The 23,622-nt window shown below is 73.6% G+C and carries 25 protein-coding genes; 8 read left to right on the forward strand and 17 right to left on the reverse strand.

Features of this window, described 5'->3' with window-relative positions; translation table 11 throughout:
• Positions 1–169 precede the first annotated feature (169 nt).
• Positions 170–1,510 (reverse strand): PLP-dependent aminotransferase family protein, encoded by a 1,341-nt coding sequence (locus ACLJT4_RS12290; protein WP_411122299.1) that lies wholly within the window; start codon positions 1,508–1,510, stop codon positions 170–172.
• A 129-nt stretch (positions 1,511–1,639) separates the two neighbouring features.
• On the opposite strand from ACLJT4_RS12290, the gene ACLJT4_RS12295 reads away from it, so the two are divergent.
• Positions 1,640–2,458: an alpha/beta fold hydrolase gene (locus ACLJT4_RS12295; protein WP_411122300.1), complete on the forward strand. Its 819-nt coding sequence runs from the start codon at positions 1,640–1,642 to the stop codon at positions 2,456–2,458.
• 48 nt (positions 2,459–2,506) lie between these two features.
• Here the strand turns inward: ACLJT4_RS12295 and ACLJT4_RS12300 are convergent, their stop codons facing one another.
• Positions 2,507–3,361: a class I SAM-dependent methyltransferase gene (locus tag ACLJT4_RS12300; protein WP_411122301.1), complete on the reverse strand. Its 855-nt coding sequence runs from the start codon at positions 3,359–3,361 to the stop codon at positions 2,507–2,509.
• Positions 3,362–3,599: 238 nt separating this feature from the next.
• Between ACLJT4_RS12300 and ACLJT4_RS12305 the strand changes: the two genes are divergently transcribed.
• Together ACLJT4_RS12305 and ACLJT4_RS12310 are read left to right on the forward strand one after the other, a co-directional pair.
• Complete coding sequence (locus ACLJT4_RS12305; RefSeq protein WP_411122302.1) at positions 3,600–5,207, forward strand: CocE/NonD family hydrolase; 1,608 nt, start codon at positions 3,600–3,602, stop codon at positions 5,205–5,207.
• Positions 5,208–5,296: 89 nt separating this feature from the next.
• Entirely contained in the window at positions 5,297–5,752 is a 456-nt protein-coding gene (locus tag ACLJT4_RS12310; RefSeq protein ID WP_411122303.1) for a pyridoxamine 5'-phosphate oxidase family protein, read from the forward strand.
• A 46-nt stretch (positions 5,753–5,798) separates the two neighbouring features.
• Here ACLJT4_RS12310 and ACLJT4_RS12315 read toward each other — a convergent pair whose 3' ends face one another.
• The 12 genes from ACLJT4_RS12315 to ACLJT4_RS12370 form a co-directional block, all read right to left on the reverse strand.
• Complete coding sequence (locus tag ACLJT4_RS12315; protein WP_411122304.1) at positions 5,799–6,239, reverse strand: DUF6278 family protein; 441 nt, start codon at positions 6,237–6,239, stop codon at positions 5,799–5,801.
• Between the two features lie 126 nt (positions 6,240–6,365).
• The gene (locus ACLJT4_RS12320) at positions 6,366–7,145 is read right to left on the reverse strand and encodes an exodeoxyribonuclease III (protein ID WP_411122305.1); all 780 of its coding nucleotides are present in this window, start codon (positions 7,143–7,145) and stop codon (positions 6,366–6,368) included.
• A gap of 30 nt (positions 7,146–7,175) precedes the next feature.
• Positions 7,176–7,814, reverse strand: a complete 639-nt coding sequence (locus tag ACLJT4_RS12325) for an MBL fold metallo-hydrolase (RefSeq protein WP_411122306.1) — start codon at positions 7,812–7,814, stop codon at positions 7,176–7,178.
• An 84-nt stretch (positions 7,815–7,898) separates the two neighbouring features.
• Positions 7,899–9,170: a 4-carboxymuconolactone decarboxylase gene (gene pcaC / locus ACLJT4_RS12330; RefSeq protein ID WP_411122307.1), complete on the reverse strand. Its 1,272-nt coding sequence runs from the start codon at positions 9,168–9,170 to the stop codon at positions 7,899–7,901.
• 66 nt (positions 9,171–9,236) lie between these two features.
• Complete coding sequence (locus ACLJT4_RS12335) at positions 9,237–9,809, reverse strand: hypothetical protein (RefSeq protein WP_411122308.1); 573 nt, start codon at positions 9,807–9,809, stop codon at positions 9,237–9,239.
• On the reverse strand, positions 9,806–10,927 hold the full coding sequence (locus ACLJT4_RS12340) for an ROK family glucokinase (RefSeq protein ID WP_233661560.1): 1,122 nt from the start codon (positions 10,925–10,927) through the stop codon (positions 9,806–9,808). The genes ACLJT4_RS12335 and ACLJT4_RS12340 overlap by 4 nt, the downstream gene beginning before the upstream one ends.
• 240 nt (positions 10,928–11,167) lie before the next feature.
• A complete protein-coding gene (locus ACLJT4_RS12345; RefSeq protein WP_411122309.1) occupies positions 11,168–11,977 on the reverse strand; it encodes an ATP-binding cassette domain-containing protein in 810 nt (269 codons plus the stop codon).
• Complete coding sequence (locus ACLJT4_RS12350; protein ID WP_411122310.1) at positions 11,974–13,041, reverse strand: ABC transporter permease; 1,068 nt, start codon at positions 13,039–13,041, stop codon at positions 11,974–11,976. The genes ACLJT4_RS12345 and ACLJT4_RS12350 overlap by 4 nt, the downstream gene beginning before the upstream one ends.
• A complete protein-coding gene (locus tag ACLJT4_RS12355; protein ID WP_411122373.1) occupies positions 13,038–14,012 on the reverse strand; it encodes a sugar ABC transporter substrate-binding protein in 975 nt (324 codons plus the stop codon). Before ACLJT4_RS12355 ends, ACLJT4_RS12350 begins: the two co-directional genes overlap by 4 nt.
• A gap of 422 nt (positions 14,013–14,434) precedes the next feature.
• Entirely contained in the window at positions 14,435–15,208 is a 774-nt protein-coding gene (locus ACLJT4_RS12360; protein ID WP_233661558.1) for a GntR family transcriptional regulator, read from the reverse strand.
• A gap of 136 nt (positions 15,209–15,344) precedes the next feature.
• Positions 15,345–16,091, reverse strand: a complete 747-nt coding sequence (locus ACLJT4_RS12365; RefSeq protein ID WP_411122311.1) for an SDR family oxidoreductase — start codon at positions 16,089–16,091, stop codon at positions 15,345–15,347.
• A 90-nt stretch (positions 16,092–16,181) separates the two neighbouring features.
• Positions 16,182–17,537: an MFS transporter gene (locus tag ACLJT4_RS12370; protein WP_411122312.1), complete on the reverse strand. Its 1,356-nt coding sequence runs from the start codon at positions 17,535–17,537 to the stop codon at positions 16,182–16,184.
• Positions 17,538–17,598: 61 nt separating this feature from the next.
• Here ACLJT4_RS12370 and ACLJT4_RS12375 point away from each other — a divergent pair, with 61 nt between their 5' ends.
• The gene (locus ACLJT4_RS12375; RefSeq protein ID WP_411122313.1) at positions 17,599–18,492 is read left to right on the forward strand and encodes a LysR family transcriptional regulator; all 894 of its coding nucleotides are present in this window, start codon (positions 17,599–17,601) and stop codon (positions 18,490–18,492) included.
• 48 nt (positions 18,493–18,540) lie between these two features.
• On the opposite strand, the gene ACLJT4_RS12380 is transcribed toward ACLJT4_RS12375, so the two are convergent.
• From ACLJT4_RS12380 to ACLJT4_RS12390, 3 genes are all read right to left on the reverse strand, one after another.
• The gene (locus ACLJT4_RS12380; RefSeq protein ID WP_411122314.1) at positions 18,541–19,377 is read right to left on the reverse strand and encodes a transporter substrate-binding domain-containing protein; all 837 of its coding nucleotides are present in this window, start codon (positions 19,375–19,377) and stop codon (positions 18,541–18,543) included.
• A 140-nt stretch (positions 19,378–19,517) separates the two neighbouring features.
• Positions 19,518–20,186 (reverse strand): bifunctional 4-hydroxy-2-oxoglutarate aldolase/2-dehydro-3-deoxy-phosphogluconate aldolase, encoded by a 669-nt coding sequence (locus ACLJT4_RS12385; RefSeq protein ID WP_038522865.1) that lies wholly within the window; start codon positions 20,184–20,186, stop codon positions 19,518–19,520.
• A 341-nt stretch (positions 20,187–20,527) separates the two neighbouring features.
• The gene (locus ACLJT4_RS12390) at positions 20,528–20,959 is read right to left on the reverse strand and encodes a ribonuclease domain-containing protein (protein WP_411122315.1); all 432 of its coding nucleotides are present in this window, start codon (positions 20,957–20,959) and stop codon (positions 20,528–20,530) included.
• Positions 20,960–21,205: 246 nt separating this feature from the next.
• Here ACLJT4_RS12390 and ACLJT4_RS12395 point away from each other — a divergent pair, with 246 nt between their 5' ends.
• From ACLJT4_RS12395 to ACLJT4_RS12410, 4 genes are all read left to right on the forward strand, one after another.
• The gene (locus ACLJT4_RS12395; RefSeq protein WP_411122316.1) at positions 21,206–21,589 is read left to right on the forward strand and encodes a VOC family protein; all 384 of its coding nucleotides are present in this window, start codon (positions 21,206–21,208) and stop codon (positions 21,587–21,589) included.
• Between the two features lie 82 nt (positions 21,590–21,671).
• A complete protein-coding gene (locus tag ACLJT4_RS12400; protein WP_411122317.1) occupies positions 21,672–22,304 on the forward strand; it encodes a helix-turn-helix domain-containing protein in 633 nt (210 codons plus the stop codon).
• A 57-nt stretch (positions 22,305–22,361) separates the two neighbouring features.
• The gene (locus ACLJT4_RS12405; RefSeq protein ID WP_275462359.1) at positions 22,362–22,556 is read left to right on the forward strand and encodes a DUF6126 family protein; all 195 of its coding nucleotides are present in this window, start codon (positions 22,362–22,364) and stop codon (positions 22,554–22,556) included.
• A gap of 62 nt (positions 22,557–22,618) precedes the next feature.
• Positions 22,619–23,580 (forward strand): IS5 family transposase gene (locus tag ACLJT4_RS12410; RefSeq protein ID WP_411122318.1). Its coding sequence is split into 2 segments (ribosomal slippage): positions 22,619–23,012 and positions 23,012–23,580, totalling 963 coding nucleotides; the frame shifts between segments, so codons are not numbered across the junction.
• Positions 23,581–23,622 lie beyond the last annotated feature (42 nt).

Here is a 23,622-nt window from a genome sequence, read left to right on the forward strand (position 1 = left end):
GTCCTTCCCCGGCGTGAACGACCGGAAGGAGAGAGCCCGAGGTGCCGGAGCGGCTGAACGAAGCCATGGCGCACGTCGACCGCCCGGACGGCACGGAGGCGACCTCCGAACCGTGACACCGTCAACACTGCCCCTCCGCGAGGAAGTCGGCTTTCAGCGAGGGCTGCGACTACTCCGGCGTCGCGTCCTCCGGGGTCCGGCGGGCCAGCCCGGCCAGCACGTCGAGGGCGTCGGCCAGGACGTCGACGGGCGGGGAGGCCAGCGCCAGCCGGACCGCGTTGGGGACGTGGCCGGGGCCGGCGGCGAAGGCGCCGGACGGGGTGACCGCGATGCCGTGCCGGGCCGCCGCGGCCACGAAGGTGTCGGCCCGCCACGGCTCGGGCAGCTCCCACCAGCAGTGGTAGGAGCGCGGGTCGGCGCGGAGCCGCTGCCCGGCGAGGCGGTCCGCGGCGATCCGTTGGCGGGCCGCCGCGTCGGCCCGCTTGTCCGCTTCGACGGCGGCGGCCGTGCCGTCGCCCAGCCAGCGGACCGCCGCCTGTAGCGCGAAACCGGCGGCCGTCCAGGCGCCGGAGCGGAGCGCGGCCGCGAAGTCCGGGGCGGCGCCGTGATCGGGAGGCACCAGGAAGCCGAGGGTCAGCCCGGGGGCGAGCCGCTTGGAGAGGCTGTCGACGAGCACCGTGCGCTCCGGCGCGAGGGCGGCGAACGGCGGCAGGTCGGGGCGCAGGAAGGCGTAGACGGCGTCCTCCACCACGGACACGTCCAGCGCGCGCACCGTCGAGGCGAGCTCGGCGCGGCGGGCGGCCGGCATGGTGATGCCGAGCGGGTTGTGCAGGGCGGGCTGGAGGTAGACCGCGCGCAGCGGGGCGGCGGCGCGCACGGCGTCGGGGGTGACGCCGTGCGCGTCCATGGCCAGCGGGACGAGGGTGATGCCGAGGCGGGTCGCGATGCCCTTGACGACGGGGAAGGTGAGCGCTTCGACGCCGAGGCGTTCACCGGGCGGGACCAGGGTGGCGAAGGCGGCGGCGAGCGCCTGGCGGCCGCTGCCGGCGAAGAGCAACCGGCGGGCGTCGGGGGCCCAGCCGGCCCGGGCCAGGTGGGCGGCGGCCAGCTCCCGGGCGGCCGGGGTGCCGGCGGCGCCGGCCGGGATCAGCGCCGCGGCCAGCGCGTCGTCCTGCTGGAGCAGCGTGCCGAGGCTGCGCGCGAGGAGTGCGGGCTGGCCGGGCAGGACGGGGAAGTTGAGCTCCAGGTCGATGCGGTGGCCGCCGGGTTCGGCGAGCGCCGGCTCGGTCGCCGGCGGTGCCGTGCGGACGAAGGTGCCGCGGCCGACCTCGCCCACCGTCAGGCCGCGGCGGCCCAGTTCGCGGTAGACGCGGGCCGCGGTCGAGTCGGCGATCCGCCGCCGTTGGGCGAACCGGCGCAGCGGCGGCAGCCGGTCCCCCGGTCGGAGCCGGCCGGCGGCGATGGCCGCGGCGAATTCGTCGGCGATGGCCCGGTAGTCGTCCGCCGTCATGCGCACGCCCTCCCCAACATTGCACCGAGTGCATTGATCCTATTGTGTCGAGACAATGCCCCTCATAGCATCGGTGCGTCAACTCCCTATGCAGAAGGCCGCAGGTGATGCGGCTAGGAGAGGCGTGTCATGGCATCGGTGCAATGTGGTGGAATCACGGTGGAGTACGAGGACGAGGGCAGCGGCGAACCGCTGGTGCTCCTCCACGGGCACCCCTTCGACCGCTCGATGTGGCGCCCGCAGACCGCGCACTTCAGCCGCGCCGGGATGCGGGTGATCGCACCGGACCTCCGCGGCTACGGCGGCAGTTCGGTGGTGCCCGGCAAGACCCCGCTGGAGACCTTCGCCGGGGACGTCGCCACCCTGCTCGACCACCTCGGCATCGAGCGGTGCGTCCTGGGCGGACTGTCCATGGGCGGGCAGATCGTCATGGAGTGCTACCGGCAGTTCCCGGAGCGGATCCGGGCGCTGCTGCTCGCCGACACCTTCGCGGCGGCCGACACCGCGGAGGACCGGGCGGTACGGCTGCGGACCGCGGAACGCCTGCTCGCGGAGGGCATGGACGGCTACGCGCACGAGGTGCTGTCCAAGATGATCGCGCCGGCCAACGTCACCGCGCTGCCGGCGGTCGCCGCACACGTCCTGGGCATGATGCGGGGCGCCTCCCCCGAAGGCGCGGCGGCGGCCCTGCGCGGTCGGGCCGAACGCCCGGACTACACCGGGCTGTTGCCGCGGGTCACCGTGCCGACCCTGGTCGTGGTGGGCGCGGCGGACGAGTTCACGCCGGTCGCGGACGCGCGGGTGATCCACGATGCGGTGCCCGAGGCCCGCCTGACCATCATTGAGGACGCCGGCCACATGCCGAACCTGGAGCGCCCGGAGGAGTTCAACGCGGCGCTGGCGGAGTTCCTGTCAGCGCTGCCGACCCCGGCCGCCCCACAGGACTGAAGCCCGCCCCGGGGCGCCGCGGGCCCCGGCGGACGGCCGGCACGCCGACTACGGCGCGACCCGCCCGGACGCCAGCAACGCCGCGTGCGGCAGCACCAGTTGGCCGTCCGGTGCGGTGAACTCGGCCGCCAGCGCGACGAAGTGGCGCCTGATCCGCTCGGTGGCGGCGGGCCCCCGGGAGGCGACGACCCGGCCGATGGTCGCCACGCCGGCGGCCGGCCCGTGCCACCACTCCGCCAGCGTGGTGCGGTGCTCCCAGGACACCACGGCGCACTCGACCGCGGACAGCGGGCCGGCGGTGCGCAGCAGCGTGGCGAAGCCGTCCGCGGTGCGCGGGAAGTCGTCCTCGGGAGCGAGGGCGGGGGCGTCCGGCGGCCGGGGCACGCCGGCGGCCCGCACCGCGCGGCCGAGGAGCGCCTGGCCCGCCGCGGGCGGTGCGGCCCAGACGGTCAGCGCGATCCGGCCGCCCGGCCGGGTCACCCGGCGCAGTTCCGCGAGGGCGGTCCGGGGCCGCCCGACGTGGTTGAGGACGAAGTTGCCGACGACCGCGTCGAACGTGGCGTCCGGGAAGGGGAGTTGGGGGAGGGTGGCGAGCTGGACCGTGGCCGTGGGGGCGGCGGCAGCGGCGGTGCGCACCATGTCGGGTTCGGCGTCCACGGCGGTCACCCGGGCGCCGCGGGCGCAGGCCGCCGCCGCGGCGGTGCCGGTGCCGGTGCCGACGTCCAGCACCCGCGTGCCGTCGCCGACGCCGGCGGCGTCCAGCAGGCGCGGCACCGTGTAGGCGCACAGCCGGCCGAAACCGGGCGCGTAGGCCGCGGCCCGTCCGGCCCAGGCCCGCCGCTCACCGGCGTCGAACGGGGTCGCCACCGCGCCGGGCACCGGCACCTCCTCCTCGTTCGCCATGCCCGCCCGGCCTTTCCCTCGCGCCTCGTCCCGCACCGTGTCCTCTTCCAACGCTCGGGGCCAGCTCGAACTCACCGGCCGCACAACGACGTTACCCAGCCGTAACCTACCGACGGGTTACCAGAGGTAAGCGGTGGACCTTACTCTCCAGTCACATCGAGCCGCCGGGCGCCCCTCCTGTCCCCCGGGCCCTTGGGACAGCGTCCCGCGCGGCTCGCGTCGAGATCTGGAGCAGAAGATGACGCCCTCCCGCACCACTCTGCGCGCCGCGATCGGCACCGTCTGCGCGACGGTGCTCGCCACCACGGTCCTCACCGGTGCCCCGGCGAGCGCCGCACCGGCCCCCGCCCGCCCCGACGCCTCCGCGCCGTCGGCCGCCGGCGCCTCCCCCACCCTGCGGTTCGTCGACATCACCGGCGCGGGCGGGATCACCCTCAAGGCGAACGTCTTCACCCCGGCCGGCGCCGACGGCGACCGGCGCCACCCGCTGATCGTGCTGCCCACCAGCTGGGCGATGCCGCAGGTCGAATACCTCGCGCAGGCCCGCAAACTGGCCGCCACCGGCTACGTCGTCGTCGGCTACAACTCGCGCGGCTTCTGGCAGTCCGGCGGCCAGATAGAGACCGCCGGCCCGCAGGACGTCGCCGACGCCTCCAAGGTCATCGACTGGGCGCTGGCACACACCCCCGCCGACCCGCACGAGGTCGGGATGGCCGGCGTCTCCTACGGCGCCGGGATCAGCCTGCTGGCCGCCGCGTCCGACAAGCGGATCAAGGCGGTCGCGGCGCTCAGCGGCTGGGCCGACCTCATCGGCTCGATCTACGGGGGACGCACCCCGCACCTCCAGGCGGCGGCGATGCTCGGCGGCGCCGGCGCGCTGACCGGACGCCCCAGCCCCGAACTCCAGCAGATCCTCAAGGACTTCCTCACCGCCAACATGGCCAAGGAAAAGGACATGATCGCGTGGGGCCGGAAGCGCTCCCCCGCCACCTACCTGGACCGGATCAACGCCAACGGCGCCGCGATCCTGCTCGGCAACGCCTGGGGCGACTCCCTCTTCCCGCCCGACCAGTACGCGGCGTTCTTCGAGAAGCTCAAGGGCCCCAAGCGACTGGAGTTCCGCCCCGGCGACCACGCCACCGCCGAGGGCCTGGGGCTGCTCGGACTGCCCAACGACACCTGGAACGACGCCCAGCGCTGGTTCGACCACTACCTCCGCGACGTCGACAACGGCATCGACCGCGAGTCCCCGGTCCTGCTCAAGTCCCGTTCCACCGGCGCCTACGAGGGCTACAAGAGCTGGCAGGACGTCCCCTCCGCACACCGCCGGATCGCCCTGGACAACACCCAGCGCATCCGCACCGGGATCGACTCCGGCGCCGACGGCGGCCTGATCTTCCTCTCCAGCATGCTGGACCAGTTCCTCCGGCTGCCGCCGATGGCATCGATCCCGCTGCTGCCGCGCTCGGCCGCCGCCGTCTGGCAGTCCGCGCCCTACGAGAGCGGCCAACGGGTGCGCGGCACCACCCGCCTGCACACCACCGTGACCCCCACCGCCGCCAGCGGCACCGCCATCGCCTACCTCTACGACGTCGGCCCGCTGGGCCTGGGCAAGCTGGTCACCCACGCGCCGTTCACCTTCCACGACAAGACCCCGGGCCGGCCGTTCGGCACGGACCTGGACCTCTCCGCCACCGCCTACGACGTGCCCGCCGGACACCGGCTCGCCGTGGTCGTGGACACCGTCGACCCGCTCTACATCTCCCAGAACCCCGCCGGCGCCCGACTGACGTTCTCCTCCCCGGCGGAGGACCCCTCGTACGTCTCGGTGCCGGTCCGCGACTGAGCGGCGCGGCGGCGGTCGCGACCTACGACCGCCGCCCTACGGCTCGCGCCCGAAGCGCCCGGCGGACTCGCCCGGTTACGCTCCCCGCCATGCGCTCGCTCCCCCCGCCCCGCGACGCCGGGCAACGCAAGAAGGACGCCCTGCGGCTGCTGGCCGCCGAAGAGGACGCCTGGGTCTCGTCCGCCTCCCCCGACGGCGCGCCCACCCTGGTGCCGCTGTCGTTCGTCTGGCACCGCGAACGCCTGGTGATGTCCACCAAGCGCACCAACGCCACCGTCCGCAACCTCGCGGCCCGCGGCGAGAGCCGGGTGGCGGTGGGGACCACCCGGGACGTGGTGCTCGCCGACTGCACCGTCGAGGTGCTGGCCAACGCCGCACTGCCGCAGGACGCGGCGGACGCCCTGGCGACCAAGCTCGGCTGGAACCCCCGCGGCCGCGAGGCGTGGGTCTTCCTCCGCTTCACCCCGCACCGGCTGCTGGTCTGGCGCGAGGAGAACGAACTGGCCGGCCGGGAGCTGATGCGGGACGGCGCCTGGCGGGTCTGACCCGCCGGCCCCCGCCCCGGACGGCGGCGACGCGCGGACCGGTGCGTCAGCCCTCCGCGACCTCGGCGTAGACCTGGGAGAGTTCGGGGGCGCCGTCGTCGGCCCAGGAGTGCCCGGCGGCCACCACGTCGAGCTCCCGGCCGGAGGGCAGCCGCACCACCGGTTGGCCGTCCGGCCAGACATGCCAGACCGCGCCGCGCACCGTGCGCACCAGGACCGTGCCGAGGTAGAGCCCGGCGTCGTTGCCGAGCCAGGGCAGCACCTCGGGGTCGTCCCGCCAGACCGGCTGGAGCTGGTCGAGCTCCTCCAACGACCGTGCGGAGTCGTCGAGTTCGACGCCGGCGGTGGCCGCCTGGTCGCGTAGCAGCTCGCATTCGGAGAGCAGCTCGACGACGCTCTCGGGATCCGCACGCACCGACTCGGCGAGCGGCACCGAGCCCCCCGCGCCGGTGCGCCTTCGCCACTTGTCCAGGAAAGACAGGTTCATGCTGCGAGGGTCCCACCCGCCCCCGCGCCGCGGCCACAGGCGCGCGGCACGGTTGCGGGGCCGCCCCGGTGCCCCGCACGCCTCCGCCGCACGCCTCCCCGGTGCGCGCCGGGGAGGACGGCCGGCTCAGACGTCGAGGTCGACCACCACGGGTGCGTGGTCCGAGGCGCCCTTGCCCTTGCGCTCCTCGCGGTCGACGTAGGCGTCCGAGACGGCCTTGGCGAAGGGGGCGTTGCCGTAGACGAGGTCGATGCGCATCCCGCGGTTCTTGGGGAAGGCCAGCTGGCGGTAGTCCCAGTAGGTGTACGGCCGGTCGTACTTCAGCGGGCGGGGCACCACGTCCGACAGGCCGGCCTCGCGCAGCGCGGCCAGGGCGGCGCGCTCGGCCGGCGTGACGTGGGTGAGGCCCTCGAAGACGGCCGGGTCCCAGACGTCGTCGTCGGTGGGCGCGACGTTGAAGTCACCGAGGACCGCGAACGGGCGGCCGCCCGCCGCGTCCTCGGCGACCGCCGTCTTCAGCGCCTCGAACCAGCCGAGCTTGTAGGCGTAGTGCGCGTGGTCGACCTCGCGGCCGTTGGGCACGTAGACCGACCAGACCCGGGCCGCGCCGCAGGTCGCCGACACGGCGCGGGGCTCCTGCACGCCCTCGTACTCCGGGCCGCCGGGCAGCCCCGTGACCACGTCCGTCAGGCCGACCTTGGAGAGCAGCGCGACGCCGTTCCACCGGCCGGTGGCGTTGACCGCGGCTTCGTAGCCGAGCTCGCGGAGCTCGGCGTAGGGGAACTGCTCGTCGGAGCACTTGGTCTCCTGGACGCACAGCACGTCCGTGCCGGACTGCTCCAGCCAGGTCAGCAGCCTGGGGAGGCGGGCGGTGATCGAATTGACGTTCCAGGTCGCGATGCGCATGTCCGTAAACCTACCGCGCGGCACTGACGGTCAGCCCACCGCCGAGCGGGCGCCCGGGGCGAGGCGGCCGTGGTCGGTCCCGCCCAGCGCGCCGATCAACGAGTCGTAGATCGGGCGGGCGTGGTCCTGAAGGAGGCTGTCGTGGATGTCGATGGCCCGGCGCGGGGCGACCTCGCGGACGTAGTCGATGATCTCGGCGACCTTGTTCCACGGCGCGTGGACCGGGAGCAGGAGGGTGTCGACGGTGCGGCCCTCGGGGACGGTCAGCGCGTCGCCGGGGTGGAAGACGGTGCCGTCCAGCAGGAATCCGACGTTGGTGATGCGCGGGATGTCCGGGTGGATCACGGCGTGCAGCTGGCCGTGCACCTCGACGTCGAAACCGGCGGCGGTGAAGGCGTCGCCCTCGCCGACGGTGTGCACCCGGCCGGGGAAGGCCGCCGCGATCTGCTCGGCGACGCTGGCCAGGGTCCAGATCTCGGTCGCCGGATCGGCCTCCATGGCCCGGCGCAGGCGGTCCTCGTGGAAGTGGTCCGGGTGCTCGTGCGTCACCAGGATCGCGTCCGCGCCGACGGCCGCGTCCTCCTCGCTGAACACCCCGGGGTCGATGACCAGCGTGCGCCCGGCCTTCTCGATCCGGACGCAGGCGTGGGTCTTCTTGGTGAGTTCCATGAAGGTCATCTTGCCGCGCGGGGACGGCCTGCCGGCCGACCTGTGGACAACCGCCCGGCCCCGCTGCGGAACCCCGCCGGGGCCTCACGCCTCCGGCGTCGTCTCCTCCTGTATCACCTTCTGGGCCACCGCGAAGGCGGAGTTGGCCGCCGGGACGCCGCAGTAGACCGCGGTGTGCAGCAGGATCTCGCGGATCTCCGCGGGCGTGAGGCCGTTGCGGAGGGCGGCGCGGGTGTGCAGCGCGAGCTCCTCGCGATGGCCGCGGGCGACCAGCGCGGTGAGGGTGATGACACTGCGGGTGCGCCGGTCCAGGCCGGGCCGGGTCCAGGTCTCGCCCCAGGCGTAGCGGGTGATGAAGTCGTGGAAGTCGGCGTTGAAGTCGTCGGTGCCGGCCTCCACACGGTCCACGTGGGCGTCGCCGAGCACCTCGCGCCGGACCTTGACGCCCTGCTCGTACGTGCCGCCCCTGACCTGGGCGGGCTGCGACGTTCCGGACTCGATGGCGGGCGGGGCGTGGGTCGGCATCGGCGGCGCGATCTGCGGCTTGGGGGCGGCCGCGCCGAGCGCGGGCGGGCCGGGCTTGTCGTGCCAGGCGGTGCTGAAGTGGCGGATCAGGAGTTCGCTGACGGCGGCGGGCTGCTCGACGGGCGCCAGGTGCGAGGTGCCCGGGATCAGCGCCAGGCTGGCGTCCGGTATGCCGGCGACCAGGGTGCGGGCGTCGGTGGTCGGCGTGACCTGGTCCTCCGCACCGACGACGACGAGGGTGGGCACGCCCACCCGACCCAGGGAGGACCGCACGTCGTACGCGGCCAGCGCCTCGCAGGCCGCGATGTAGCAGCCGGGGTCGGTGGTCCGCACCATCTGGACGGCCCATTCCACGATGGCCGTCTGGGCGCCGGCGAAGCCCGGGGTGAACCAGTGCTCGGGCGCGGTGCGGGCGATCGGGTCGAGTCCGTTGGTGCGGATCACCACGCCGCGCTGGCGCCAGGCGTCGGCGGTGCCGTAGCGCGGCGAGGAGGACACCAGCGCGAGGGAGGTCACGCGGTGCGGACGGGTGAGAGCGAGCTGGGCGCCGACGGCACCGCCGATGTCGCAGCCCGCGTAGCCGAACCGCTCCACGCCCAGGGCGTCGAGGGTGGCGACGAGCCGGTCGGCGAGTTCGGCGATGGAACTCGCCGCGTGCGCGGGGGATCCACCGTGCCCGGGCAGGTCGAAACGGATCACGCGCCACTGGCGGGTCAGGTCGGGGATCTGCCGGTCCCACATGTGCCAGGTCGTCCCGAGGGCAGCCCCCAGGACGAGGACGGGGGCGCCGTCGGGACCGTCGATCCGGTGCTGCAGGGTCTTCTCGCTCACCCGACCACGCTAACCGACGCCGTGACGCGGTCCTGACACCCGGGTAAGGAAGCGGGGGGGAACAGATCAGAAGTGCACGGTCGAAACGGTGTAAACGACCGGGTGCCCCGGCTCGTCGTCGCTGACCACGATGCGCTGGGACGGCTGCGGCGCCGGGCGGTTGACCGTGGCGCCCCGCCAGGGCCAGTTGGCGCTGAAGTCCCAACCGACCTTGGCGGCCTGCTCCGGGGAGATCGGGACCGCGCCCTTCTTGAGGGCGGCGGTGCTGGTGCCGACGGCCGCGAGGTACTTCGCAAGGCCCCAGTCGTTGGTCCGGAACTGCACGAACAGCGAACTGGTCTGCCAGGAGTTGGTCTCGTAGTAGTAGACCGGGGTGGAGCCGATGGGCACCGGGACGTCGTAGATCCGCTGCTGGAGCTTGGAGGGGAAGGCGTTGGTCAGGCCGCTGGCGGCGGCCTCGGACTCCTTGTCCTCGCCGCTGTCCCGGCTCTGCACGGCCGAGATGACGAAGTAGCCGGCCGGGATCGTGATCAGCAGGAAGATGACCAGCGCCATCAACAGGGGCCGACGCGGCCGGGGGCGGGGCGCGGTGGTGGGGTGGTGCTCGTCGGGCATGGCGGCGGGGTCCGGTTCGGTCATCGGCGGCCGGACCGTTCGTAGCGCTCGTAGCGCTCCACGCGGCGGCGGTTGGCGCGCCGGAAGCGGCGGGCCACCAGGCGGGCCAGGTCGGCGGCGCCGACCATGCCGGCCTCGGGGCCCAGCTGGGCCTTGGTGAGGGTGGCCTCGGGGCGGTAGCCGCGGCCGGTGAGGTGGCGTCGGAAGGCGTCCCGGGCCGGGCCGATCAGCAGGTCGTCGGCGGCGCTGACGCCACCGCCGATGACGAAGCAGGACGGGTCGAGGGCGGCGGCGAGGTTGGCGATGCCGACGCCGAGCCACTGGCCGATGTCCTGGAGGAGTTCGACGCACATCGCGTCGCCCTCCCGGGCCAGCTCGGTGATCAGCGGCCCGGTGATGTCACCGACCCGTCCGCCGACCCGCTCGATGATGTTGTAGGCGACCGGGGAGTCGGCGGCGGCCAGCTCCCGGGCCTCGCGGACCAGGGCGTTGCCGGAGCTGTACTGCTCCCAGCAGCCGCGGTTGCCGCACGGGCAGCGGTGCCCGCCGGGGACCACCTGCATGTGGCCGAACTCGCCCGCCACCCCGTACTTGCCGCGCTTGACGGCGCCGTCCTCCAGGATGGCGCCGCCGATGCCGGTGCCGAGCGTGATCATGACGAGGTGGTCCTGGCCGCGGCCGGCGCCGAACCGCCACTCCGCCCAGGCCGCGGTGTTGGCGTCGTTGTCGACCATCACCGGAACCGCCAGCCGGCCGGCGAGCCGGTCGCGCAGCGGCTCGTTGCGCCAGTTCAGGTGCGGGGCGAAGAGCACCCGGGAGCGGTCGGCGTCGACCCAGCCGGCCGCGCCGATGCCGACCGCGTGCACATCGTGCCGGTCGGAGAGGTCCAAAACCAGCTCGGTGATGGTGTCCTCGACGACCTTGGGGCTCTTGGACTTGTCCGGCGTCTCGGTGCGGACCTTCTCCAAGATGGTGCCGTCGGCGTCGACCACGCCGGCCATCACCTTGGTGCCGCCGATGTCGATGCCGACGGTGGGCACCCGGGGGGCGGTCAGGTGGGAGCGGCGCTCTCTGGCCCCGACGGTGCGCAGGACGGTGGCGCGGGCGCTCCCGCGGTGCGCCCGGTCCCGGTACATGCTCATCGGATCACCCCCCGGACCTCGTCGCCGGTACGGCGGCCGGGACAGCCGGGGCGGCTGCCGTTACGGTCTCGACGGCTGCGTGCGCGCAAGAGTCGTCTCGTCCCTGCGGGTGTCGGGGAGGCCAGGGGCCTCGGTGGATGGTCCGCTGCGATTGTGCATCAACCGCACCGTCCGGCGCACCGCGGTGCGGGGCGCCGGACGGCTCTGCGGCCGGGGGCCGGTGCGGGGCGCGGCGCGGGTTCACTCGGGCCGGTGACCGCCGGGGAACTCCGTCGGGCCGGTGCGGGCCAGTTCGTGGCTGAGCTGTTCCAGCTCGCTGCCGCCCGCCATTTGGCGGGTCAGCTCCTCCAGCGCGATCTCCGACTTCAGGTGGCTGCCGGCCATCGTGCCGCGTTTGAGCAGGACGAAGCGGTCGCCGACCAGGTAGGCGTGGTGCGGGTTGTGGGTGATCAACACCACCCCGAGGCCGGCGTCCCGGGCGGCCGCGACGTACTTGAGCACCACCCCGGACTGCTTCACGCCGAGCGCCGCGGTCGGCTCGTCCAGGACGAGGACCTTGGCACCGAAGTAGACCGCGCGGGCGATGGCGACGCACTGTCGTTCGCCTCCGGAGAGGGTGCCGATGGGCTGGTCGACGTCGCGCAGGTCGATGCCCATCCGCAGCAGCTCGGCGCGGGTGGTCTCGCGCATGGTGCGCACGTCGAGCCGGCGGAACGGACCGACGCCGGTCCTCGGCTCGGAGCCGAGGAAGAAGTTCCGCCACACCGGCATCAGCGGCACCACGGCCAGGTCCTGGTAGACCGTGGCGATGCCGCGGTCCAGGGCCTCCCTCGGGGAGCCGAGCCGGGCCTCTTCGCCCTCGATGCGGAAGGCGCCGGCGTCGTGCCGGTGCAGCCCCGCGATGATCTTGATGAGGGTGGACTTGCCGGCGCCGTTGTCACCGAGGACGCAGGTGATCTCGCCCGCGTGCACCTCCAGCGACACACCCGTCAGCGCCTTGACGTTGCCGTAGAACTTGCTGACGTCGTCGAGTTCGACCAGCGCCGTCATGACTTGTCCTCCGCCCGCTTGCGGACCCAGGCGTTCAGGAGCGTGGCGAGCAGCAGCATCGCGCCCAGGAAGAACTTGTACCAGTCCGGGTTCCACTGCGCGTAGACGATGCCCTTGCTGGCCATGCCGAAGATGAACGCGCCGACCGCGGCGCCGATCGCCGAGCCGAAGCCGCCGGTCATCAGACAGCCGCCGACCGCCGCCGCGATGATGTACAGGAACTCGTTGCCGACGCCGTCGCCGGACTGGATCGCGTCGTACGAGAACAGCAGGTGCTGGCCCGAGATCCAGGCGGCGAACGCGACGCCCATGTAGAGGCCGATCTTGGTGCGGGTGACCGGGACGCCGACCGCCCGGGCCGCGTCGGCGTTGCCGCCCACCGCGAAGATCCAGTTGCCGGCCCGGGTCCGCAGCAGGATCCAGGTGGCGACGGCCACCAGCGCCAGCCACCACACGATGGTGATCTGGATGTCGACGCCGCCGAGGTCCAGGTGCGAGGCGAAGACCGCGCGGGCGGAGTCGAAGCCCTCCATGTCGGCGATCGACTTGGTCGAGACGGTGCCGCTGACCAGTTTGGTGAAGCCCAGGTTGAGGCCGGTGAGCATGAAGAAGGTGCCCAGGGTGATCACGAAGCTGGGCAGCTTCGTCCGGGTCAGCAGCACCCCGTTCAGGACCCCGATGGCGAGGGTGACCAGCAGCGACACCCCGACGCCGACCCAGGTGTTGGCGGTCATCTGGTAGCTGAACATCGACGAGATCAGCGCCGAGCTGACCACCATCACGCCGGCCGACAGGTCGAACTCCCCGCCGATCATCAGCAGCGCCACCGGCACGGCCATGATGCCGATCGTCGAGGAGGCGTACAGGACCGTGGAGAGGCTGGCCGGCCGCAGGAACGGTTCGGCGATCAGCGAGAAGAAGACGAAGACCGCGAGGGCGCCGACCACCGACCCCAGCTCGGGGCGGCCCATCAGCCGGCGGGCCAGGGAACGGTGCAGCAGCCGCTCGTCGCCCGCGCCGCCGGACGGCGCGGGCTGCCGGGTCGGCGCGTCGGCCGTGCTCATCGGGTCCCCCGCTTCGTGTACTCCTGGAGCGCGGCGGCGTCCTTCTTGGTGATCACCTGGGGTCCGGTGAACACCGGCTTGCCGCCGCCGAGGACGTCGGCGTTGTACTTGTACAGCCACAGCAGGTCGACCGCCTGGTACCCCTGGAGGTAGGGCTGCTGGTCGACGGCGAAGCCCAGCGAGCCGTCCTCCAGTCCGCCCGCGACCTGCGCGTTGAGGTCGAAGGTGTCGACCTCGGCCTTGCTGCCGGCCTGCTCCTTGGCCTTGGCGGCGGTGGGGGCGAACGGTGCGCCGAGGGTGACCACGGCGTCGATGTCCGGGTCCGCCTGGAGCTTGGACTCGATGGACGCCTGGACGTCGGGCATGTTGGTGCCGTCGACGTAGAGCTTCTGGAACTGTCCCTTGAAGGTCTTCGCGGCACCGTCGCAGCGCTGCTCGTGACCGACGTTGCCCTGCTCGTGCAGGACGCACAGGGCCTTCTTCTTGCCGCGCTTGGTCAGCTCCTCGCCGACCGCCTCGCCGGCCACCGTCTCGTCCTGCCCGACGTGGGTGAGCGCGCCGAACGCCTTGGACTCCTCGGCGCCGGAGTTCACCGTGATCACCGGGATGCCGGCCTTCTCGGCCTTGAGGACCACGTCCTTCATCGCGTCCGGCTTGGCCAGCGAGACGATCAGCCCGTCGACCTTCTGGTCGATGTAGGACTGCACGAGCTGGCTCTGCCGCTGGGCCTCCTTGTCGTGCGCGTAGACGAAGTTGATGTTGTCCTTGACGGCGGCCTGCTCGGCGCCGTTCTGCACGATGTCCCAGAAGGTGTCGCCGTCTCCCGAGTGGGTGACCATCGCGAAGGTCCACCGGGGCGTGTGCACGGCGGCCCTCCCGCCCGCGGTCTGCGCGGCGCGCTCCTCCTCGGCACGCTTGCCGCCGGTGCTGCTGCACCCCGCCAGGGAGGCGCCGAGCACCGCCGCCAGCACGGCGCCCACGACGCGTCCTCTTCTTCGAACCCTTGCCACGAGGACTTGCCTTTCCCGCTCTAGCCGCTGTCCCGGCTCTGTCTGGTGTCGCCGCGGCGCCGGCCGGCGGCCGGACCGGGCAACCTTGCAAGTATCCGTTACCGGCGTTCTGTACCGTTTCATGGGGTCCTGGCCCCGGCCGAGGTGCACCGGGTGATAAGGGCTCGCAGGGTGCCCGGCCGACCGCTCCCGGGCCGGGCCGTGCTGACGCAGATCATGGTGGACCGCCTTCGCTCCCCCGCCGCCGGATTGCGGCTGGAGGAGTTCTAGCGGCGCGCGTCGAGCCGCGTCAATGGTTTGTCAGAACATTCTGACGAGAGGGTCGGCGCGCGTTCCGCCCCCGGCACCCTACGGTCGCACGCCGCCCGACCGACACCGCGCGGCTACGGCCGCACGAGCAGTTGGAACTCGAAGGCGTAGCGGGTCGCCCGGTAGACGTGCGAGCCGAACTCCACCGCGCGACCGGTGTCGTCGAAGGTCGTGCGCTCCATCGTGAGCAGCGGCGCGCCTTCGGGTTCGTCGAGCCGGGCGGCCTCCTCGGCGGTCGCCGCGCGGGCGCCGACCGCCTGGCGGGCGCTGTGCAGCGTGATCCCGGCGGCCCGCATCAGGCGGTACAGACCGGTCTCCTCCAAGTCGGCGGTCGCCAGCTTCAACAGCCCGACCGGAAGGTGGTTGCGCAGGTGGGCGACCGGTTCGCCGTGGGTCAGCCGGAGCCGCTCGACCAGGGCGACCTCGGTGCCCTCGGCGATCCCCAGGGCGGCGGCGACCTCGGCGTCCGCCGCGGTGGTGGTGTTCAGCAGGACGCGGGTGGCCGGCTTCTGCCCGGCCGCCTCCAGGTCGTCGTAGAGGCTGCTGAGTTCCAGCGGGCGCTTGACCTGGCTGTGCACGACCTGGGTGCCGATGCCGCGGCGGCGGACCAACAAGCCCTTGTCGACCAGTGACTGGATGGCCTGGCGCACCGTGGGCCGGGACAGGCCGAGCCGACCGGCCAGTTCGATCTCGTTGCCGAGCAGGCTGCCGGGGGCCAACCGGCCGTCCTCGATCGCGGCCTCCAACTGCTGCGACAGCTGGAAATACAGCGGCACCGGACTGTTCCGGTCCACGCTGAACTGGACGGGGCCCTCGGCGCCCGCGGCATCTGCATCGCGTTTCCCCACGCTCGCGAGCGTAACCGTCCGCACAGATGACGGGAAGTCTTCAGGTCACATTGTCCGGACAAGGGCGGTCGGGCGTCTCGAAGGACGGGATCTCCCCGGCGTGGCCGGGCCGTGCGGGGGCCGTGAGGACGCCGGCCTACCAGGGCAGCGGGCGGCCGTCGCGGAAGAAACCGCCGGTGGGTCCGTCGTCGGGCAGCGTCGCCGCGTGCAGGACGCTCGCCGCGCCCGCCGCCACCGGTCGGCCGCCCGGCCCTCCCATGTCGGTGGCCACCCAGCCCGGGCAGACCGCGTTGACCAGCACGCCGTCCGCGCGCAGCTCGGCGGCGAGCATCCGGGTCAGCGCGTTCAGCGCGGCCTTGGAGGCGGTGTACGCGGGGGTGCCGCCGCCCATGTTCGTCAGCGCGGCGGCCTCGCTGGAGACGTTGACCAGCCGGGGGTGGGCCGAGGCGCGCAGCAGCGGGGCGAAGGCGGTGGCCATCCGCCAGGGCCCGTACAGATTGGTCTCGGCCGCCTCGCGCACCACCGCCAGGTCGGCGGTGACGGCCCGCTGCCAGGTGTCGTAGGTGATCGCGGCGTTGTTGATCAGGACGTCCAGCCGGCCGAACGCCGCGGTGACCCGGGCCGCGGCACGGGCGACGCTGCTGTCGTCGGTGACGTCCAGCGGGAGCGGGCGGACGTCCGCGGTGCCGGCGGCGGCCCGCAGTTCGTCGGCCGCCCGTCGGACGGCGTCCGGGTCACGGCCGGTGAGCAGCACGGTGTGGCCGCGCTCGGCCAGTTGGCGACTCACCTCGCGGCCGATGCCCCGGGTGGCGCCGGTGACGAGGGCGATGCGTGCGGTCGGGGCGGCGGAGGGGGCGGGTGTGCTGGCGGCGGAGGACGGCACGGGGTGCTCCTGGAGGCGGTGGCGGGCGGGCAGTCGGTCGGGGGGTGGGGGTGCGGACGTGGCCGGCCGGTCACGGGCAGGCGGGCACCGTCACCGGGCCTCGTCCGCCCGGACGGCCGCCGACGCGGGCGGGGCGGCCGGGGCGGCCCGTCCCGCCCCGTCCTTCGCCAGGGCGCGGATGCCGACGCCCAGCAGCAGCGCGCCCAGCAGCGGGCCGACGGCGGCGATGCCGACCGTCGTCGGGATGCCGAGGTGACCGGAGAGCACCCCGAACGACAGCGGGCCGACGGCCGCGCCCGCGAACAGCCCGCCCTGCATCGCCGCCCCGGCCCGGGCGCTCTCCCCCGGCAGCAGCCGCATGGTGGCGGCCAGCAACAGGCCGGTCCAGCCCCAGCCGCCGGCCACCGCGAGCAGCGCGCCGGCCACGAACGCCACCGGGGTGCCGACGACGATCACCGCGAGCCCGACGGTGCCGGTGAGCATCATCACGGCGACGGTCCGCGGGATCCGGTGCGGTGCCCGGTCCGCCAGTCCGCCCGAGCCGAGGCGCACCGCGATGCCCAGCACGCTGGCGACCATCTGCAGCGTCCCGGCGGTCGCCGCGGAGAACCCGGAGGCGGAACCGATCTGGATGAAGTACGCGGCGCCGACGTTGTTGCCGATGGTCGCCAGGGCCGCGGCGGCGCTCCAGGCGACCACGACCCGGCCCACGGTGCGCGGCGCGGGGGCGGCGACGGCGGCCGGGGCCCCCGCGGCGGTCACCGCGCGCCCCTGCTCGGGCACGGCCTGGCCACCCGCCGCCGGGCGGGCCAGCGCCGCCGCGACCAGCGTCAGCAGGGCCAGGCCGGCCGCGGTCCACAGCGCGGGCCGCCACCCGTACGGCGCGCCCACCAGCGTCACCAACAGCCCCGGCAGGAACGGTCCGGCGCCGAGCGAGGCGCCGAAGAGGCCGCCGGCGAAGGAGTGCCGCCCGGGCGCGACGTCGGCGGCGATCACCCGGGCCGCGACCGGCTGGGTGAAGGCGTTGCCGAGGCCGGCCAGGGCGAGCAACAGGCACAGCTGCCACGCCCGCCCGGCCACCGCCAGACCGGCGAAGACCCCGACCGTCAGCAGCCCGACGGCACCGAGCACGGCCCGCACGGGCATCCGCGGCACGATCCGGCGGGCGAGCGGGGCGCCCGCGGCGGTGCAGGCGAAGAAGCAGGTGACGGCGGCGCCGTAGGCGGTGGCGGACAGCGGCGGCGCGCCCGGCACGGGGGCCGCGAGGGCGGGCACCATCAGGCCCGGGGTGACGGCGCCGACGGTGACCACGACGGTGGCGACGAGCCGGCCCCAACGGCTGTCGCCGCCGGCGGCACCGGACCCCGCCGACGGCGGCGCGGACACCGACCGGCGTCCCAACGGTGGCTTGCGGGCGGGCAGTTGGTGCGGCGATGAGGAGTCCATGGGGCGATCGTGCCGCCGCCTCCCGTGCCCCGTCCAAGACCCTTTCTGATAACCAGGGGTTATGGACGCCCACATCCGCGATCTTCGCTACTTCCTCGCCACCGCCGAGGAGTTGCACTTCACCCGGGCCGCGGAGCGGCTCTTCGTCTCGCAGCCGGCGCTGAGCAAGCAGATCCGCCAGCTGGAGGAGGGCCTGCGGGTCCGGCTGTTCCACCGCGACCGGCGCACCGTGACGCTGACCGCGGCCGGCACCGCGCTGCTGCCGAGGGCCCGGGAACTGGTCGGCCTCTGGGACGAGGCCCAGCGGGCGGTGAGCGACGCGGCGGCGGCCGAGGCCGCCGAGCTGACCCTGGGGGTCTCCACCAGTGTGGGTCGCGGTCTCCTCCCCGCCATCCGGGCCCGGTTCGCCGAGCGCCGCCCCAACTGGCGTATTCGGGTGCGGCAGATCACCTGGGACGACGGCACCGCCGGGCTCGCCGACGGCACCGCCGACCTGGCGCTGCTGTGGCTGCCGTGTCCGGGTCAGGAGGCGCTCGCCGTCGAGGTGGTGGCCACCGAACCGCGCTGGGTGGCGCTCCCGGCCGGGCACCGGCTCGCGGACGCGGCCGAGATACCGTTCGCCGAACTGCTCGACGAGCCGTTCCTCGCGCTGCCGGAGAGCGCGGGCGCGCTGCGCGACCACTGGCTCGCGGTGTCCGAGCGGGGTGGCCGGCTGGTGCGGGTCGGGGCCGTGGTGGCCGGTGCGGACGAGACGTTCGAGGCGGTGGCGGAGGGGCTGGGCGTGGTGCTGCTGGCCGCCGGGAACGCCACGATCTACCGCCGCCCCGGGGTGGTCACCCGGCCCGTGAGCGGCCTGCCCCCCAGCCGGTTGGCGCTGGCCTGGCGCGCGGACGACCACCGCACCGTGCTGCGCGACGTCCTCGAAGCGGTCCGGCAGGCCCGGCCCGCCGCGTGACGCCCCGCCAACCGGGAGCTTCGGCCGCGTCGGCCGGTCGCCGCCGGGCTACTTCATCCAGGCGTCCTCGTACCTGCGGTACGTCCCGTCGTGGGTGGCCAGGTGGACCCACTGGTTGACGTACGCGGTGAACTGGGCGTCGCCGCGGGGCAGGGCGTACGCCTTCTCGGAGAAGGTGAACGGCTGGTCCGGGTGGACCGCGCAGAGCTCGGGGTGGATCTTGGCCTGGTAGCGGGTCTCGCTGGCGTCGGTCATCATCACGTCCTGGCGGCCGGCGATGATCTCGTCGAAGATCGTGGTGTTGTCCGGGTGCACGGTGAGGGTGGCCCGCTTGACGTGGGCGCGGGCGAACTGCTCGTTGGTGCCACCGGGGTTGACCACGACCCGGACGCCGGGCCGGTCGATCTGCTCCAGGGTGCGGTACGCGTCCTGGTCGGCGCAGCGGACGATCGGGGTCTTGCCGTCGGTGCGGGTCGGCTCGCTGAAGGCCACCGAGCGGGCCCGGGCCAGGGTGATCGAGACGCCGCCCATGCCGATGTCGCAGCGGCCGGCGGTCAGGTCGCCGACCAACCCGGACCAGGTCGTGGGGACGTAACGGGGCGTGGCGTCCAGGCTCTTGGCGAGGTCCCGGGCCATGTCGACGTCCACGCCGCGGTAGTCGCCGGTGGCGGGGTCGCGGTAGCTGAAGGGGCGGTAGTCGCCGGTGGTGCAGACCCGCAGCACGCCGCGGCGCGGGACCTCGTCCAGGAGCGTGGCCGGCCGCCGGTCCCGCTGGGCGGCGGCCGCGGCGGCGCTGCCGGCGGTCGGGGCGGAGGAGGCCGCCGGGGCAGCGGCGGTGGCGACGAGCAGACAGGCCAGGGCGGGGAGGGTCGCGGCGCGCTTCATCGTGGGCTGACTCCTGATCAGGTGGGCGGAGCGCTCAGGGTGGCAGAGCCCGGCCGCCCGGTGAAGCCCCCGACCGGCCCCTGGGACGCCCCGACGACGCCCGCTCGGGCCGCGCCCGGGCCCCCGCCGGTCCCGCCCGCTCAGGCCCCGTACGGGTCCAGCGCGCCGGCCTGGCCCGGCTGCTCCGGCACCGCGTCGGCGAGCCGCGCCAGGAGGTCCGCTGCGCGCTTGGCTACCGTCTCGCGGTCGCCCTCCGACAGGGCCGAGCCCATGCCCACGGCGACGGCGCCGGCGGCTATCCACTCCGGTGCGGTCTCGGTGGTCACCCCGCCGGTCGGCACCAACGGGGCCTGTGGCAGGGCCGCGCGGACGTCGCTGACCCAGGAGGGGTGGTGGCCGGCGGCCGGGAACAGCTTGAGCGCGTCCGCGCCGAGCTCCAGGCCGCGCACGATCTCGGTGGGGGTGGAGACCCCGGCGAAGACCGGGACGCCGTAGCGGTGGCCGGCGCTGATCACCGAGGCGTCCAGGCTCGGCGAGACCAGGAAGCGGGCGCCGGCGTCGACCGCCATCCGGGCCGATGCGGCGTCGAGGACGGTGCCGGCGCCGATGACCGCGTCGTCCCCCAACTCGCGGGAGAGGGTGGTGACCGCCTCCAGCGCGAAGGGCGTGGTGAGGGATATCTCCAGGCTCGTGATGCCGGCCGACAGCAGGGTGTCGGCGGTGGCGCTCGCCTCGTCGTAGGTCTTGCTGCGGACGATGGCGAAAACGCGCTGCGCCAGTGCGGCCCGGGTGATCTCCCAGCGATACACGGCAGTTCGCCGTCCTTCCTTCTGCTCCGACGCCCGCGCCGCGGCGAGGCGGCTCATGACTGACCCAGCACCATCCGGGGCGCGCCACGCCGGCCGACCACTCATGGCCCCTTTGCCGCCGATGCCCGCCCGTTCCTCGTTTCTACCGAAACGCTACCGGCAACCACTGACAATCCTCTCTCGGGGTGCGCCCCCGTGCGCCCCTTCTGCCGAGAATGGGCGAAGGAGAGGGGCGAGTGGCAGGTGGGACCGGGGTTTTCGGGGGAGCACGACGGCGGCCGGGGTGCATGGGCACCCCGGCCGCCGTGTGCGCCGCTCGTGCGGCTGGGTCGTCCGTCGGCTCAGCAGCCGAAGTTGACGAGGTTGAAGGTGGCGTAGTGGTCGGCGGTGTAGTAGTCCTCCTGCTGCTTCTGACCGGCGACGATGCGCCGGGCGCCACGGTCCGGCGAGCCCGGCGTGACCACGGTGTACTCGTGGTAGTAGCCGGACTTCTGGGACGGCAGGATGCCCTCGCGGTTGTCGAAGACGGTGCCGTCCTTCGGGTACGGGAAGGGGCCACCCTTGTCGATCAGGTCCAGGGTGTCGTGCGCCTGGGACGGCAGCTTGGAATAGCAGACGCTGCCGACCGACTTGACGTGGACGGTCGCCGTGTGGACCGCGGCGTGGTGCGTCGGGGCGGCGGGCGTCGCGGCGACCGCCGTGCCACCGAGGAGAAGGGCCGATGCGAGGGCGCCGGCGGCGCCGATCCTGGTCATCCGTGGGGGGATTCTCATGCGAACCAGCATGACGCGCGTAGACATGGCCCTGTCAATCCCAAGGAGCCGATGTTTCCCGGGAGTTCACACGGACCCCGCAGGGTCACCCCAAGACGCCCTGAATGTTCCGCCGCCACCACCCCGACGCCAACCACCCCCCGCCCCCCTCACCACCCACGCCCCCACCACCCCCGAGCCACACCGACACCCACACCCAAACCCACAACACCCAAACCCAAAGCCAAACCCACAGGAGGAACCCCCATGCGCGTCAAGGACTTCGACCACCTCGTCCTCACGGTGCAGGACATCGAACGCTCCCTGGAGTTCTACTGCGGGCCGCTCGGCCTGGAGCCGGTCCGGGTGGACGCCTGGCGGGCCGGCGAGGCCCCGTTCCCGTCGGTCCGGGTGACCCCGACCACCATCATCGACCTGGTCACCGGCGACCGGGCCGGCACCAACGTGGACCACATCTGTCTGGTCGTCGATCCGCTGGACTGGCAGGAAGTCATCGACTCCGGCGCCTTCACCATGCTGGAGGGCCCGGTGGGCCGCTACGGCGCCCGCGGCGACGCACAGTCGATCTACGTCGCCGACCCGGACGGCAACACCGTCGAACTGCGCTGGTACCCGCAGGACGTCCAGTAGCGGGCCCGGCCGGCCTTCTGGGCGGATTTGCCTCAGAGGCAAAACTTTTGCCTCTGAGGCGAACGCTGGCTATACCGGAAGCATGACCGAGCTCCCCGACCCGCCCTCCGACCCCGCCCCGGAGGAGTTGTCGACCGCCGTCGCACCGCGCCTGCGCGAGCTGCGGCGGCACAGCGCACTGACGCTGGAGACCGCGGCCCGGCGGGTGGGCCTGTCGCCCGCACACCTGTCCCGGCTGGAGACCGGTCAGCGGCAACCGTCGCTGCCGATGCTGCTGGCCCTGGCGCGGACATACGGAACCACGGTATCCGACCTGCTCGGCGAGACCGCCCCGGAGCACGACCCGATCGTGCGGGCCGCCCGCGCCGAGCCCTCGGAGGCCGGCGGTTGGACGTACCGGACCGTCGGCGGGGCCGGTCGCGCCATGCAGGCACTGAGGGTGCACGTGCCGGAGCGGGCGCAGGGCGACCTGGTGCGGGTGCACCCCGGCGAGGAGTGGCTCTACGTCCTCACCGGACGGCTGCGGCTCACGCTCGGCGAGGCGGTGCACGTACTGGAGCCGGGCGACGCCGCGCACTTCGACTCGCTCACCCCGCACCGGCTGGCCGCAGCCGCCCGCGGCGGGACGGAACTGTTGTTCGTGCACACCCTGCTGCAGAGCGGCGCGGCCGAGCTGTGCCTGGGCGACCGCACCCCGCACCGTCGCGGCGGCTGACCCCGCCCGAGCCGTCACCCGCCGTCCACCGTTTTCGGAAGGGAAGGACCGTCCGCCGTGCCCGACCACACCACCCCCGACCCCGCCACGCCCCCGACCGCCGGAGCCGCGTCCGACGCCGCGGCCCCCCGTCGCTACGTCGAGAACAAGCCGCCGCGCGGTCTGTACGTGCGGGTCTTCATCTACGTCGTCGCCACCCACGTGCTGCTCGCCTTCATGAGCGTGCTGGTCCTCGTCGCCAAGTCCCGCTAGGTCGTTTCTGATGGCTCTTGCTGGGGTGGTGGATCAGTGCTCTGGCTGGGCAGTTGCGTCGTATGGTGCGGCGACATGAGCTCACGGACGCGCAGTGGCAGAAGATCGAAGGTTTACTGCCCGCCAATGGCAGGCCTGGTGGGCAGTGGGCCGATCACCGCACAGTGATCAACGGGGTGCTGTTCAGGGCTCGTACCGGTGTTCCCTGGCCGGACCTGCCGGAGCGGTACGGCCCTTGGCAGACCGTCTACGAACGACATCGCCGCTGGTCAGCTGACGGAACCTGGCAGCACATCCTGACCGAGTTACAGATCGAGGCAGACGCCACCGACCCCGACGGGACCCTGGCCGAGGACGTAGAGAAGGAAGGCGTGCAGCGCCGGCGGGAGTGGGCGGTGAACATCGATTCCACGTCCTGCCGGGCCCACCAGCACGCGGCCGGTGCGCGCCGTCGGCCACCGCGGGACTTTCCGCAAAAGGGGGCGGTGCGCGTGTGGACGCAGAGGGGCGTGAGGCGCTGGGGCGCTCACGAGGCGGACTGACCAGCAAGGTCCATCTGCTGGCCGATGACCGGGCTCGCCCTTTGACCTGGCAGACCTCTCCAGGCCAGCGAGGCGACAGTCCCATGTTCATCCCTGTGTTGGAGGGGCTGCGGATCCGACGGCGTGGGTCGGGTCGGCCCCGCAGTCGTCCGGATCGTGTCCGCGGTGACAAGGCGTACTCCAGCTACGACAACCGTGCCTACCTGCGACGGCGGGGAATCAAGGCGACCATCGCCCAGCCCGAGGATCAGCGGGCCAACCGCCGGCGCAAGGGCCAGGCCGGCGGACGTCCTCCGGCCTTCGACAAGACGCAGTACCGCCGCCGCAGTGCCGTCGAGCGCTGCGTCAGCAAGTGGAAGCAGCACCGCGCAGCGGCCAGCAGGTACGACAAACGCGACTACATCTTCAACGGCACCCTCACCGTCACAGCAATCGTCATCTGGCTCCGCGACACCGTCCAAGAGCCATCAGAAACGACCTAGGCCGCGCCGGGCCGGGCCCCCTTGCCCCACCCCCGCGATCGG

Origin of the sequence: Streptomyces sp. x-19 (genome assembly GCF_046549115.1) — a bacterium.
Taxonomy (GTDB): domain Bacteria; phylum Actinomycetota; class Actinomycetes; order Streptomycetales; family Streptomycetaceae; genus Streptomyces; species Streptomyces albulus_C.